This is a genomic window from Paenibacillus sp. 2TAB19 (assembly GCF_052115185.1).
In the GTDB taxonomy this organism is placed as follows: Bacteria; Bacillota; Bacilli; order Paenibacillales; family Paenibacillaceae; genus Pristimantibacillus.
Genome location: NZ_JBFRGE010000034.1, coordinates 1 through 12,443, shown reverse-complemented (window position 1 = coordinate 12,443; position 12,443 = coordinate 1). Strand labels below are relative to the sequence as shown.

Sequence of the window (12,443 nt, the reverse complement as noted above, 5' to 3'; positions counted from 1 at the left end):
ACTAACACCTCCTCTGGAGTGATTTTCAAGCGTCTGATGAAGTTTTCAAAGAACCCATGATGCAGTTACCCCGCATCGTCGGCGACCTGATCCGCAGAGCGCATGATCAGATAGCCGACGATAAAGGCAAAGCCTCTATCGCTATTTATTTCTTCCTCATTCTGGTAAACTATCAATCATGAGGAGGTGAAAAGTGTGAAACCATTCTTATTTGTGTTGAATGTTGTTCCTTCGCAATTCAATAAACAATGTGAAGACATTGCCGGCGCAAAGGCTCATATCTGGATCATCTCGGATGACAAGGACAAAGCCAAAGCAAGAGCAGAAAGCTATGTTATAGGCGCTCTTTGGAATGTAATAAACTTTGAACACGAGCTCGAGATTTTTCCTGAGCATCTTCAAAAGTTACATGAAGCTGAGGCTCATCTTTATAAGATGGCTCTTCAACAGGGAATTGCTGCAGATTTTCTTGCTTATCCAAAAGTACCTGGCAATCCGACCGACAGTGTAAAGATAAGGCGTTTGTAACCGAAGCAATCTCATTTGCTTTTTCTTGTTTCATGATTTTAATCATCCTTCCTCCACTGCTGGCATAATAAAACTTGTTAGGCCATTTTCCTCTCGTGTGATATAATGCGAATAACGAGATTCTTTAGACGGGTTCTCAACGATGTCCGCCCTGCCAGGCGGGCATTTTTCATTTCATAAGCTTCAAAACTAATCATCATTTGTAGATAGTTTTCCGCATCTTTACGATGGGTCTCCTCGATCCGCTCCGGCTCCCGCCGAATAAGTGCTAGGTTATGCCGTGCAGCTCGTCCGGCTGCTAAAGCATCCACCCTTAATTGATCCCTACACATCTAAAATCCCTCCTCTATGCAACGCCTGCAACTTGCAAAACAGTTTGCATTATTGTTACGGGGTCAAAGCCCTGTATAAATGCCGAAGCAACATCGTTAGCGTTTGTGCATTCAATCCATTTCCGGAACTCGTACATATTGAGTACTTTGTGTTCCTTCTCGAACTTGCTAATGCAACTTCTGGAGCGGTTCAGAAGCTCCGCCAACCTCTCCTGACTAAGTCCGGCACGTTCCCGGCACGATTTAAGCACCGAGCCAAATCCACCCATTTCCAACCCTCCTTCCGTTCCATCTTGGAACAGACACATTGAAGAAGCTGGCGTAATATAGAGTCATACCATTCCTGATGCAACCAACATTCCCCTTACCTCGCCCAGCATCAACCCAGATGTCGGGCTTTTTTTAAGCGAATCGTAGTTGTAAAGCCTTAAGCGCAAGATTTTTGTTTTTTAAATCCAGCCGATCCATATCAGAGAGGTGAAGCTTGTCCGCCGCAAACTCCTCGTTAAAAAGGTGTAACGCTAGATAAAGCATAAATTTCTCGGATGGCGACCATGGACCCGATGCCGTTAGAAGTGCAAAAGAATTAACAGACATTTCCTCGAGGTCGATATGATTAGCGTGCTGGCGCAGCTTCGGATTCTCTGTAAACAGGTAAAGCAGTGGCGACCAGTACCGATCTTTTAATAAGTGGGAAGGAATGGCTTGAGTTGCTTGATTTGCTTGATTTGCTTGAGTTGCTTGTTTTGCCATGAGAATCACTCCTATGCTATTTGGTTGAATATCTGATTGAAGCGCTTGTCTAGAAACGCTGCCATCTGTGGGGCGTGAAAGCACCATTGTTGCCCCCGACTCTCGGGGTAGTAAACGAATCCACCATGTTGCACATCGAGCAGAGAACGGAAACGTGAAGGGTATAGGATGTTCTCTTTGATCCATTCAACAGATCTGCTTGTCCGCTTTACTAGATCACTCATAGTCCAGTAAACACCTGCGAGTTGATCCTTCTTCAAGCCTTCCAACTCGATCTTGCTTATCAGAACCGAATCAGATGGAATGGGAATTGTTAGTTGAACGCTAATTTGTTGTTGTTCCATACGTTGTTACTCCTTTCATTTCGGTTATTCGTATAAAAAAACTCTTTATTGTTCCTTTAAGTAACATTTCGATTCAAAAAAAACGTTTCCAGCTGAAATTAAGAGCTGAGGCAATTGATTTTGCAACTTCCACTGTTGGAGTTTTAACACCATTTTCAATATTAGTGTAATAACTTCTTGATATTTCAGCTTTCTCAGCAACCCCAGTGTGAGTGAGATCAGCCTTCTTTCGAAAATCTTTAAGCCAAACTCGCATACTTTCACCCCCAAATGTTCCTTTAAGTAACTTGTTAATTGAATTATATGTTACTTTAAGAAACATGTCAATATGTTAATACCACTTTAAGGAACATCCCTTTAAAGTTTCTAAGAGAAACATTATAATTGTCTTATTAATTAAAAGTTGGTGTTCTATATGACAACGATATTTGGTAAACGATTGAAAGCAGAGCGCGAACGAAAGAAAAACACTGATCCAAAATGGACACAGGAATATGTCGGAAATTTAGTCGGTGTCGCTCGTCCCACGTATACCTCATACGAAAACGGAACAAAGGAACCACCAAGAGAAACAATTAATAAGATTGCAGACACATTCAATGTTTCAATTGATTACCTAGAAGGTCGTACAGATATTAGAAATTATGAGTTACTAAATGGTAATCACTCAGATGAACACGAGATTTATATCGCATATCTTGGCGGACCTCCTGAGGAAATTGACGAAGAGGAAGCAGAACATTTAAGGAACCAGCTCGAAATGTTTCGTCTTCAAAAAGAAAAACAGAAGCGTGATCGTGAAAAAAAACAAGAAAAAAAGTAATGGCCTCTCAGTGGGCTATTATTTTTAACCTATAATGCGAACATACATTCTTATTTTAGGAGGATACCTTGCAGAATTTAAACTTATCCTTGTATAAACTTAGCGACTTAGAAAATCGAATTTCAGCGATTTACAGAGATAACGGCATCATGAACGTGTCCGACCTCAAATTAAACGATATTGCATCAATTTTTAACACGCGTGTTGTTTACGCCAAGGGGAAAACAAAAGTTTTATTTGATGAAGGATTTGCGATGTTATTTATCCGGGATGATGATCCCGAACCAGTGCAGCGTTTGGATTTTTTCCACGAGCTCGCGCATGTAGCTATGCACGTTGGGAACCAGAACAGGCTACCGGCAGCTTTCGTTGATTTGCAGGAGGCCCAGGCATCCTTATTTCAGCTATACGCTTCTATGCCCTTCTATATGGTTGAAGAATTATTACACGATCAAGATCCAACTATGGTCATTAAGTCACTATCTGAATCTTTCAAATTGCCTCATAGCGCCGTTCAGCGTCGAATTGATCAAATAGACCGCCGCATTCAATCTGAGCGACGAAGGCGCAATATGAGCGCGAGGACGACGGAACAGCCGGCCGTCTACGGTTATTCCGATGCGACATTAAAGATACTCGACCAGCTATACCGACAAATCAACAGAAAGCGAGGCAGCATCCATGCTGAAGGTTAAAGTCGTTTATGAGGAATCAGGCGAAGACGACTATTTAATGCCTGTTTGGATGATTATTGACTGTCATTCTTTTGATTGGAATAAGACACTTTACATCAATATCCGAGCACCGTTCGAGCGGACAATGATAGATGATCTTGACGATCGTATTGCTGCAATTGTTCCGGACTCATCATATATACGCCATCACGATACGTTAGGTATTTCGTTACCTCATGTTAGTCAGGCCGATCCGGCCCTGTTTAACTTCTCTGAAATTCATCGACTCATGCTGAGGATAAGCGACATTGAAGATGTTATGCAGTACGACCTGCGGAAGACATTCATTTTTTAACTCGGAGGTGTAAATCAATGGCAAGCTATACAAAACGCGGGAAGACGTGGCAATACACAATTAGTCGCATGATAAAAGGTAAGTCTGATCCTATACGTAAAGGTGGATTTCTTACAAAAAAAGAAGCTCAGGTTGCAGCTGCTGAGATTGAGGGGAAGTTACGAAAAGGCGAAAATCCACAACTAAAAGCAAAAGAGGTTCTTTTTGACGAGTATTTCGAGAATTGGCTTAAGCTGTACAAGCCCGACATAGGCAGCAACACGCTTGCTCGCTATGAGAACACCCTAAAAACGATTCAAGAGCATTTCCCCAGTTCTCCTATTCAAGAGATAACCAAACGCCAATACCAGGCCATTCTGAACGCCTACGGAGCTACAAGAACCAAGGAGACGGCAAGAAAGTTCAATACACATGTTCGCGCTTGTGTCCGAGAGGCTATAGATGAGGGGTTAATTATTGTTGACTTCACTCGTGGGGTAAAGCTTTCGGGGGCGCTGCCTTCAAAAACTTCTGAGGAAAAGCATCTCAGCTTTTTTGAAAGTAAACGACTAGCAAAGGAATTGGTTACTCACCTCTCTACCATCTCTCATTACCTAATCCTATTGGCACTTACTTCAGGCGCACGATTCGGTGAGCTAGTCGGATTAACGAAAAAAGACTTCAACTTCAAAACTAACGAGTTGATGATAACAAAGACCTGGGGCTACACGAATAAGATGCACACAGGTTTCGGTCCAACCAAGAACCCTCAGTCTGTACGGACCATTAAGATAGATGAGGATACGATGAGGATCTTCAAAGAATGGTTTAAACGTCTTCCTGATAACTTCCATGGACTAGTGTTCTACAGCGCTTCTTCAAAGTACAAAGTCATTAGCAACAATGCAGTGAACAAGTCTCTTGAAATAATGCTCACTAACCTCAATATCGAACCGGTTAGCATACATGGCATGAGGCATACTCATGCCAGCGTCTTGCTCTACAAAGGGGTATCTATTTATTATATCTCTGAGAGGCTAGGGCATGGTGACATTGAGACAACAATGGCAAACTACGCTCATATCATCAAGGAACTGCGCACTAAGGACGAGAAAACAACGATCGAAGTATTCAGTAATATACTTAACTAATTCCATTTTACACATTTTTTACACACAAAATAATAAAAACCCTTTATTGATAAGAGTTTTTATTAATATATATGCGTCCTTCTGGGACGCCATTATATGTACGCAATCGAAGCCTAACCGCTGTAAGCGGTGGGGCTTTTTTTATATGCTGCTAAATCTGCCATGTCCCTGCGCTATTGCTGTAGTAGTTAAGCGCCTCATCCAGCTCTTGGCTTGCCTTAACCACTTGCGATGATGTCAACGATCCTGACTGCATATAGAGTTCGACCATCCGTTTGCGAAGGCTTTCGATTCGGGCTTTGGCATCCGTTCTTTGCATGTACATATGAACACTACCTCCTACCTCATTATGAATTGGTTATGAATAGGTTATACGTTTGCCGTCTCAAGCTTCGATACCAATTGCTGCATGCGAAGACTTGTCGGGCACTCTCTGCACGGCGCCGGCACCTGGTCTCCCTTTAAAGAATTGAATCGATGTTCGCATCGGTCACAGGATTCAAGCTCTTTGCCGATTAGTATTCGAATATGTCGTTTCTCTTGTCGGTCCGCAGCTGTCGTTTGCCTGGATGTGATTACCTCTACAATCATCGATCTTTTCTTAGGAATGACCCTGACCTCCTTTATCGGTTAAGCCGACTGAAATGGCGAACTTCTATATTCACCATACTAAATGAGAGTTGTTAGAAAAATTCCATGGAAGTTATTTGAAAAGTGATAAATTAGACGGCTTATCGGATAAAGTTTTTGAAAAGTGTTAGATCGGGACATTTGCAGCATATTCTCAGTCACAAATAAAGACCATTATCCTAGTTAAGGACATGGTCTCTCTGAATTTGCTGCTATGCTATACCGAAAGTGATGCCTGACTTTCTGTCACGAACTGGAAGAGCAGCTCCGACTTCTCCTCGGTCAGCTCGCCGCTATTGTCGAAGACGAGGATGGATGAGGCCGGAATATTCCAATTAATCTGCGGCACGAAGTCGACTCTTTTCTCGAAGTCGCCCCAGTTGTCGAGCTTCCACTGGTCGCGTACGGTCTGTCTGCCGATAATCCGATTTTTTTGCATCGCGATGTCAGACAAAGTAACGACGACGACTTTCACGTCAACGGATTGTTTGGTGCGGCCGGCCGCTTGAAGGACGTCCTCGATCCATTGTTCATTTCTGAGCTCAGCTGTAAAAGGAGAAATCATGAACACATTTTGGCCTGCGGCAAGGTTCTCGATGCATACATCCTTAGCCGTGTCGTACTCAAGGTCACGCAAATTGCGTTTATAGTAATCGGAATCCCGATCATTCTTATCCAAACCGTTCATTTCGAGGATTGCCTCCACGAATCTTCCGCCAATCGTGTCGCGATCCAGGAATGCTGCCGGAATTCGAGATGATAGCTTCCTTGCTACCGTTGTTTTGCCTGTGCCTGCTACGCCTACAAAGAAGATTAATTTTTGCAAAAAAATGTGCCTCCACTACTTTTTTGATGCATTATATCATCTTTTCATAGGTTTTCATAGAATAGTCCTTGCTCGTTTCGCGCATAAGGATGGTATGATTAACCTATTACTAACAACCGAGGTGATTCAACACCATGAACCAAAAAAATAAACTGATATTGCAAATGAGCCTTTCCGCAGCCTCTCTCGCCGCTATCATCCATCTGCTTACACGCTCCTTCCAAGTCGCGATAGCCGGTCATCATATGAACGGCCATGAACCTTCAATGCCGGAAACGAACGATTGGGTTATGAATCTTCTAGCCTTTCTCCCCTTTGCGGCGTGGATCATCGCTATCCTGCTTTATCGCCGCGATCGGAATCATGTTCAAATTCCACTCCTTAATGCACTATCGTTAACGTTGTCCAGCTTCTCTGTCATTGCAGGGGCAGGCGGAGCGGTAGAGTTCCATTTTTCTATATTCATGGTCATTGCCATAGTCGCTTATTATGAGCGAATAAGCCTTATTGTTGTGATGACTGTATTATTCGCCGTACAGCACGTCGCCGGGCTTTATTTATTTCCAACCTACGTATTCGGAACGAAAGATTATACAATCGGCATGGTTGCGATTCATGCTGTTTTCCTGTTGCTTACCTCCTTGGCCACGATTCTTCAAATTGCGAATAAGTTGATGGTTATGAAGGGCGTTGACGAACAGAACCAAGAAAGCAAACAGCTCTTCGAGACGATTGTTGGGCAGTTAACGGAGACCTCCGAACAGCTGAGGGAAGTGACAGCAGGACTTGTCGACAAAAGCGGCCATACGGCGGAATCGATCAACGGCATCGCCGCGGCTGTCAATCAGCTGACAAGCGGGCTGGCGTCCCAGACAGCAGACTCCCGTCGCAGTATGAACGATATGAATCAAATGTCGGACGAGATGAACGGCATGAACGGCGCGTTCCAAAGCGTGGCGCATAACGCTAAACTATCCCGCCATACCGCGGATGAGGGCAGCCGGCATATCGAGCATACGATTGAGCAAATGGACGATGTAACCCGCGCTCTTGATTCCATGAGCAGCAGCGTGATTGCGCTTAGCGGGAAATCGGATCAAATTGGAGCGTTCGTCGACATCATATCCGCGATGGCCGAGCAGACGAAGCTGCTCGCGCTGAATGCTTCTATTGAAGCAGCTAGAGCGGGGGAGCAAGGCAAAGGATTTGCAGTCGTTGCAGGGGAAATTCGTAAACTGTCTAATCTGTCTGGTGAGTCTGCCTATTCGATCAAAGAAGTTCTTGAGGGCGTTCAGCATTCCGTTCGCGAATGTGCGGAATGGACAGAAGCCTGCGTTGCACGAACGCGGACTATGATAGACAGCATTGGCCAGACCAACTCCTCATTCAAGCATATTGTGAATCAGATTCATATCGTCGAAGAGCAAGTCCTTCAAGCGGCTGCTTCCTCGGCTCAAGTTGCCGCCGGCACACGTCTTGTCTCCCTTACGATGGACGAGATGGCGCAATTCTCGGTCGACTCCCTGGAGGAAACGAAGGTCATCGGCCGCTTGACGGAGAAGCAGGTCGAGTTGACGGATCATCTTGCGGACACTTGCGCCAGATTGCTGCTCTTATCCGAACGAATCGATCAGCTTATAAGCAAGATTGGGCAATAGCATCAGACTTCATTAGGCGAAACAAAGGGCTTACCTCATCCTATCTGTCACTGACCGTGACAGATAGCGAGGTAAGCCCTTCTTCTCATTACCATAAATGCATCGATTCAATATGATTCTTCGTTGTATCCGTTCCGCAATCATACAATTGCTTATACACCTGCTTCAGCCAATAATCATAATCCGAATTGTTCTGCTCGTCGCTATCCGCTTGATAAGGATTGGCAGCCATAGTCCTTACTCCTCCGTTGTCCGCTGCGGCAAGCTCCTTGAACAGCTCGTGAAGCTTTCCAATCTCCTCATCGTTCGCTTGTATGACAAGTTCGTAGGCCGCCGCTTCCGGATCGGCTAATATTTGGCCCGCTTGAACGGACACATAATATGTCGTTCGCTCTTCTTCATTGCTTTCCTCATTCCACATCCTACCCAGCCTCGCTTCCTTCATGCTTACTTTGCACAAGCTGTATCAGCCTCCTCTAGCTTCCCCCTATGGACAGACATTTTATGCCTATTTTCAGCATATAACTGTTATTATCGCTACTGGAGTCCAGCAATAGAGAGGAATGAGACGGATGTGTGGAATTACCGGCTGGATCGATTGGACCCGTGACCTGACCAAGGAAAGCATTAGCCTGGAGAAGATGACCGACACGCTAGCGCCCCGCGGACCTGACGCATCGGGCACATGGATCTCGGCGCATTGCGCTTTGGGACATCGGCGTCTGTCCGTCATCGATCCCGAGAACGGCGCTCAGCCCATGATTCGCCATACCGGCGATGACAAATACGTCGTCGTCTATAACGGCGAGTTATATAACGCGCTGGAGCTGCGCAAGGAATTGGAGAGCAGAGGCCGAACATTTACGACGAATTGCGATACAGAGGTGCTGCTCGTCGCTTATATGGAATGGGGCAAGTCATGCTTGGAAAGGTTTAACGGTATTTTCGCTTTTGCCATATGGGATACAGCCGAGCAGGAGCTGTTTCTGGCAAGAGATAGACTTGGCGTGAAGCCGCTGTTTTATAGTACGCAGGACGGCTTGTTTATTTTCGGATCGGAGCAGAAAGCTATTCTAGCCCATCCGGCAGTGAAGCCAGAGGTCGGCGCGGAGGGATTGGCCGAAATCTTCATTTTAGGCCCCGCGCGGACACCAGGTCATGGCGTATATAAACAAATTAGCGAGCTGAAGCCAGGCCATTGTATGTCTGTTACCCACGCCGGCGTTAAGACCATTACGTATTGGAAGCTGGAAAGCAGCCCTCATCTGCAAAATATCGCCGAAACAGCAGAGCATGTAAGCGAGCTGCTGAAGGATACAGTTGAACGACAGCTCGTTTCGGACGTGCCCGTCTGTACGTTATTGTCGGGCGGGCTCGATTCCAGCGCCCTGACGACACTCGCTGTCCGCTATTACGATGCGAACGGGCAAGGGAATGTGCATACGTATTCGGTCGACTATACCGATAACGACAAGCACTTCCAGGCGCATGCGTTCCAGCCGAATAGCGATGCGCCGTGGATTGAGCGGATGACGTCCCATCTCGGCACCATTCACCACCCGATTCAATTCGATACGCCGGAGCTTGTAGACGCGCTGCAAGCCGCCACCTTCGCACGCGACCTGCCCGGTATGGCCGACGTCGACGCTTCGTTGCTCCTCTTCTGCCATGAGATTAAGAAAGGCGCTACCGTCGCGATTTCCGGCGAAGCCGCAGACGAAATATTCGGCGGCTATCCGTGGTTCCACCGCGAGGATGCGCTTAGCGCGAACACGTTCCCTTGGTCGCTCGCTTCGAATATGCGAGCGGATCTGCTCGCGCCCGATGTAGCGGCGTGGATAAAGCCGCTGGATTACATCGGCGATCGTTACGCGCAAGCCATTGCGGAGGTTCCGCATTTGGATGGCGAAGATGAGCAGAAGCAGAAGATGCGGAGGATGTCCTACTTGAACATTACCCGCTTCATGCCGACGCTGCTCGACCGCAAGGACCGGATGAGCATGGCAGCAGGACTGGAAGTGCGCGTCCCTTTCTGCGATCATCGGCTTGTTGAATATGTGTGGAACATTCCGTGGGAAATCAAGACTTCGGGCGACCGGGAGAAAGGAATTCTGCGCAAAGCGCTGAAGGGCGTACTGCCGGATGACGTCATTACGCGCAAGAAGAGCCCATATCCAAAGACGCATAACCCGAACTATCTGGCCGCGGTCAAAGGCCTGCTGCTTGATGTGTTGAATGATCCTTCCTCTCCGCTGCTCCCGCTTATCAACGTGAAGAAGGTGAGAGAACTTGCGGAATCCGATGCTGCGAGATCCAATATTCCTTGGTTCGGCCAGCTCATGTCCGGACCTCAATTATTCGCCTATCTGTATCAAGTTAATCTGTGGCTGAAGCATTATAAAGTCGTGATCGGCTAAGCCACGCCCTCTCAGTTCCTATCGAATATGGACACAAGCGACGCTAATAGGCTGTATTACGATCATTACGCGCGGTTGCGGACCGAAGAGACTCTATTGGATCCTTCCCCATACTTATTAGCGCTGTTTGACACAGCCAGCGTCCGCTGAGTCCGTATTGGTGAGAGGTAAGAGAATAAACCAGCATTAAAGGTCAGTACAGACCGCACTACAATTTAAAAAACCCCGCTCGCGCGTCACTTCGTTTACGAAGCATTGCGCAAGCGGGGTTAGTTCATTCATATGTTCGTTCGCTATTCCTCTAGCAAGGCAATGAGCTTCCTCAATGCATCGCCGCGATGGCTGATTTGCTGCTTCTCCTCCGTCGACAGCTCGGCCATCCCGCGGCCAAGGCTTGTCAGCCAGAACAGCGGATCATAACCGAAGCCGCCGTTGCCATGCGCCTTGTCCGTAATCCAGCCGTCAACCGTCCCTTCCGTCTCCAGAAACTGCCCCGTTGCCGGATCATACAGCGCGAGCGCGCAGACGAACTGAGCACCGCTCAGCAGCTTGGAGCCATCGGCAAGCGTTTCGTTGACCTGGATGACGCCTTCGCTCTCGAGCCGTGACAGCTCGCGAAGCAGCTTCTCATTGTTGTCCGCATCCGTCGCTCCTTCGCCGGCATATCGCGCCGAATAAACACCCGGTTCGCCGCCAAGCGCATGGACGCGCAGCCCCGAATCGTCGGCTAGCACTGGCACGCCGAGCGTATCTCCTGCCGTCTTCGCCTTAATTCGCGCATTGGCCGCGAACGTGTCGCCGTCCTCGACGATATCAGGAAAATCGGCATAATCGAGCAAGCTTGTCGTTTCCTTATCCAGCTTGCTCAGCGCGTGAGCGAACTCCTTCACTTTGCCTGCGTTCTTCGTAGCAACGACGACAATGTTGCTTGCCGCCAAAAAAGAATTAGCCATATGTACTCAGCCTCCGATACGCGCTGCGATCGGTCCCAGCACTTCCTTCTGCTTCACGATCAGCTCGCTAATACCCTCTTCGCCCAGCGCCAGCAGCTGGTTAAGCTCTTCGCGCGTGAACGGAGCTTCTTCGCCAGTGCCTTGCACCTCTACGAACTTGCCGCTGCCGGTCATAACGACGTTCATGTCGACCTTCGCTTTGGAATCCTCTTCGTAGTTCAGATCAAGCAGCGCTCGCTCCTGGATAACGCCAACGCTGACGGATGCAAGAAAATCAGTAATCGGATATTTATCGAACTTGGCGTTATTCTCAGCCAGCTTATTAACTGCAATCGCAAGCGCAACGAACGCGCCGGTAATCGAGGTTGTTCTTGTACCGCCATCCGCTTGAATAACGTCGCAGTCGAGTGTTATCGTGCGCTCGCCGAGCGCCTTCAAATCAACAACCGAACGCAGCGCACGCCCAATCAGACGCTGTATCTCCATCGTTCTGCCGGTCAACTTGCCCTTTGCCGCTTCGCGAATGTTGCGGGAATGCGTTGCGCGCGGAAGCATCGCGTATTCGGCCGTAATCCAGCCTTTTCCTTGCCCTTTCATGAATGGAGGAACGCGTTCCTCTACGCTCGCCGTACAAATCACTTTCGTGTCGCCGACCTCGATGAGCACCGAGCCTTCTGCATGTTTGTTAATGCCTGTCGTTATCGTTACCGGCCGAAGCTGGTTAGTCTGACGTCCGTCCAATCTCATTCGTGTCTTCCTCCTGAACCGCTCTCATATTTCAACTCATGGAATGCCTCTTCGTGCAATCCTTCCTATTTTACCAAAGTGAATGGTGAAAAGCACCTCTTACATTTTTATAAGAGTTTGATTGGATTTTGTGCAGTCAAATGGATCAAAAAAGGTTGCTGAGGGTAGCGTCAAGAAGTTTGTGTAAGAAGGTAGGAATATCCATCGAGACGATGGGTAACTGTTATGTCTGAATGTTCTGACGTTTTTGCAGGTAGGGGGTCAGCCCCACCA

The 12,443-nt window shown here is 47.3% G+C and carries 18 protein-coding genes; 8 read left to right on the top strand and 10 right to left on the bottom strand.

Annotation, left to right across the window (positions count from 1 at the left end; all coding sequences use genetic code 11):
- Positions 1–56: 56 nt before the first annotated feature.
- On the top strand, positions 57–182 hold the full coding sequence (locus AB4Z33_RS16595; protein ID WP_442050966.1) for a hypothetical protein: 126 nt from the start codon (positions 57–59) through the stop codon (positions 180–182).
- 13 nt (positions 183–195) lie between these two features.
- A complete protein-coding gene (locus AB4Z33_RS16590; RefSeq protein ID WP_442050965.1) occupies positions 196–528 on the top strand; it encodes a hypothetical protein in 333 nt (110 codons plus the stop codon).
- A gap of 77 nt (positions 529–605) precedes the next feature.
- On the opposite strand, the gene AB4Z33_RS16585 is transcribed toward AB4Z33_RS16590, so the two are convergent.
- The 5 genes from AB4Z33_RS16585 to AB4Z33_RS16565 form a co-directional block, all read right to left on the bottom strand.
- Positions 606–860, bottom strand: coding sequence for a hypothetical protein (locus AB4Z33_RS16585; RefSeq protein WP_442050964.1), 255 nt, complete (start codon positions 858–860; stop codon positions 606–608).
- Positions 861–874: 14 nt separating this feature from the next.
- The gene (locus AB4Z33_RS16580; RefSeq protein WP_442050963.1) at positions 875–1,129 is read right to left on the bottom strand and encodes a helix-turn-helix domain-containing protein; all 255 of its coding nucleotides are present in this window, start codon (positions 1,127–1,129) and stop codon (positions 875–877) included.
- A gap of 133 nt (positions 1,130–1,262) precedes the next feature.
- Complete coding sequence (locus tag AB4Z33_RS16575; RefSeq protein WP_442050962.1) at positions 1,263–1,613, bottom strand: hypothetical protein; 351 nt, start codon at positions 1,611–1,613, stop codon at positions 1,263–1,265.
- An 11-nt stretch (positions 1,614–1,624) separates the two neighbouring features.
- On the bottom strand, positions 1,625–1,957 hold the full coding sequence (locus AB4Z33_RS16570; RefSeq protein WP_442050961.1) for a DUF771 domain-containing protein: 333 nt from the start codon (positions 1,955–1,957) through the stop codon (positions 1,625–1,627).
- A gap of 73 nt (positions 1,958–2,030) precedes the next feature.
- Positions 2,031–2,279, bottom strand: coding sequence for a helix-turn-helix transcriptional regulator (locus AB4Z33_RS16565; RefSeq protein ID WP_442050960.1), 249 nt, complete (start codon positions 2,277–2,279; stop codon positions 2,031–2,033).
- A 93-nt stretch (positions 2,280–2,372) separates the two neighbouring features.
- Between AB4Z33_RS16565 and AB4Z33_RS16560 the strand changes: the two genes are divergently transcribed.
- The 4 genes from AB4Z33_RS16560 to AB4Z33_RS16545 all read left to right on the top strand — a co-directional run bounded on the left by AB4Z33_RS16560 (position 2,373) and on the right by AB4Z33_RS16545 (position 4,939).
- Complete coding sequence (locus tag AB4Z33_RS16560; protein WP_442050959.1) at positions 2,373–2,780, top strand: helix-turn-helix domain-containing protein; 408 nt, start codon at positions 2,373–2,375, stop codon at positions 2,778–2,780.
- Between the two features lie 68 nt (positions 2,781–2,848).
- Positions 2,849–3,475, top strand: coding sequence for an ImmA/IrrE family metallo-endopeptidase (locus tag AB4Z33_RS16555; protein ID WP_442050958.1), 627 nt, complete (start codon positions 2,849–2,851; stop codon positions 3,473–3,475).
- Entirely contained in the window at positions 3,462–3,809 is a 348-nt protein-coding gene (locus tag AB4Z33_RS16550; protein WP_442050957.1) for a hypothetical protein, read from the top strand. The genes AB4Z33_RS16555 and AB4Z33_RS16550 overlap by 14 nt, the downstream gene beginning before the upstream one ends.
- 17 nt (positions 3,810–3,826) lie before the next feature.
- Complete coding sequence (locus AB4Z33_RS16545; RefSeq protein WP_442050956.1) at positions 3,827–4,939, top strand: tyrosine-type recombinase/integrase; 1,113 nt, start codon at positions 3,827–3,829, stop codon at positions 4,937–4,939.
- Between the two features lie 151 nt (positions 4,940–5,090).
- Here the strand turns inward: AB4Z33_RS16545 and AB4Z33_RS16540 are convergent, their stop codons facing one another.
- Together AB4Z33_RS16540 and AB4Z33_RS16535 are read right to left on the bottom strand one after the other, a co-directional pair.
- Positions 5,091–5,264 (bottom strand): aspartyl-phosphate phosphatase Spo0E family protein, encoded by a 174-nt coding sequence (locus tag AB4Z33_RS16540; RefSeq protein WP_337099568.1) that lies wholly within the window; start codon positions 5,262–5,264, stop codon positions 5,091–5,093.
- 522 nt (positions 5,265–5,786) lie between these two features.
- Positions 5,787–6,395 carry an AAA family ATPase gene (locus tag AB4Z33_RS16535; protein ID WP_442050955.1) on the bottom strand — a complete coding sequence of 203 codons (609 nt, stop codon included), beginning with the start codon at positions 6,393–6,395 and terminating at the stop codon, positions 5,787–5,789.
- 134 nt (positions 6,396–6,529) lie between these two features.
- Between AB4Z33_RS16535 and AB4Z33_RS16530 the strand changes: the two genes are divergently transcribed.
- A complete protein-coding gene (locus tag AB4Z33_RS16530; RefSeq protein WP_442050954.1) occupies positions 6,530–8,053 on the top strand; it encodes a methyl-accepting chemotaxis protein in 1,524 nt (507 codons plus the stop codon).
- A gap of 88 nt (positions 8,054–8,141) precedes the next feature.
- Here AB4Z33_RS16530 and AB4Z33_RS16525 read toward each other — a convergent pair whose 3' ends face one another.
- Positions 8,142–8,513, bottom strand: coding sequence for a hypothetical protein (locus AB4Z33_RS16525; protein ID WP_442050953.1), 372 nt, complete (start codon positions 8,511–8,513; stop codon positions 8,142–8,144).
- Positions 8,514–8,625: 112 nt separating this feature from the next.
- On the opposite strand from AB4Z33_RS16525, the gene asnB reads away from it, so the two are divergent.
- The gene (gene asnB, locus AB4Z33_RS16520) at positions 8,626–10,470 is read left to right on the top strand and encodes an asparagine synthase (glutamine-hydrolyzing) (RefSeq protein ID WP_442050952.1); all 1,845 of its coding nucleotides are present in this window, start codon (positions 8,626–8,628) and stop codon (positions 10,468–10,470) included.
- 293 nt (positions 10,471–10,763) lie between these two features.
- Here asnB and rdgB read toward each other — a convergent pair whose 3' ends face one another.
- Positions 10,764–11,423, bottom strand: a complete 660-nt coding sequence (gene rdgB, locus AB4Z33_RS16515; RefSeq protein ID WP_442050951.1) for an RdgB/HAM1 family non-canonical purine NTP pyrophosphatase — start codon at positions 11,421–11,423, stop codon at positions 10,764–10,766.
- Positions 11,424–11,429: 6 nt separating this feature from the next.
- Complete coding sequence (gene rph / locus AB4Z33_RS16510; RefSeq protein WP_442050950.1) at positions 11,430–12,170, bottom strand: ribonuclease PH; 741 nt, start codon at positions 12,168–12,170, stop codon at positions 11,430–11,432.
- Positions 12,171–12,443: the final 273 nt, after the last annotated feature.

Bases quoted from the DNA above. Each gene is read 5' to 3' on its own strand.
- AB4Z33_RS16595 (WP_442050966.1), top strand. From the start codon at position 57: ATGATGCAGTTACCCCGCATCGTCGGCGACCTGATCCGCAGAGCGCAT.
- AB4Z33_RS16585 (WP_442050964.1), bottom strand. From the start codon at position 860: ATGTGTAGGGATCAATTAAGGGTGGATGCTTTAGCAGCCGGACGAGCT.
- AB4Z33_RS16580 (WP_442050963.1), bottom strand. From the start codon at position 1,129: ATGGGTGGATTTGGCTCGGTGCTTAAATCGTGCCGGGAACGTGCCGGA.
- AB4Z33_RS16575 (WP_442050962.1), bottom strand. From the start codon at position 1,613: ATGGCAAAACAAGCAACTCAAGCAAATCAAGCAAATCAAGCAACTCAA.
- AB4Z33_RS16570 (WP_442050961.1), bottom strand. From the start codon at position 1,957: ATGGAACAACAACAAATTAGCGTTCAACTAACAATTCCCATTCCATCT.
- AB4Z33_RS16565 (WP_442050960.1), bottom strand. From the start codon at position 2,279: ATGTTTCTTAAAGTAACATATAATTCAATTAACAAGTTACTTAAAGGA.
- AB4Z33_RS16560 (WP_442050959.1), top strand. From the start codon at position 2,373: ATGACAACGATATTTGGTAAACGATTGAAAGCAGAGCGCGAACGAAAG.
- AB4Z33_RS16550 (WP_442050957.1), top strand. From the start codon at position 3,462: ATGCTGAAGGTTAAAGTCGTTTATGAGGAATCAGGCGAAGACGACTAT.
- AB4Z33_RS16545 (WP_442050956.1), top strand. From the start codon at position 3,827: ATGGCAAGCTATACAAAACGCGGGAAGACGTGGCAATACACAATTAGT.
- AB4Z33_RS16540 (WP_337099568.1), bottom strand. From the start codon at position 5,264: ATGTACATGCAAAGAACGGATGCCAAAGCCCGAATCGAAAGCCTTCGC.
- AB4Z33_RS16530 (WP_442050954.1), top strand. From the start codon at position 6,530: ATGAACCAAAAAAATAAACTGATATTGCAAATGAGCCTTTCCGCAGCC.
- asnB (WP_442050952.1), top strand. From the start codon at position 8,626: ATGTGTGGAATTACCGGCTGGATCGATTGGACCCGTGACCTGACCAAG.
- rdgB (WP_442050951.1), bottom strand. From the start codon at position 11,423: ATGGCTAATTCTTTTTTGGCGGCAAGCAACATTGTCGTCGTTGCTACG.
- rph (WP_442050950.1), bottom strand. From the start codon at position 12,170: ATGAGATTGGACGGACGTCAGACTAACCAGCTTCGGCCGGTAACGATA.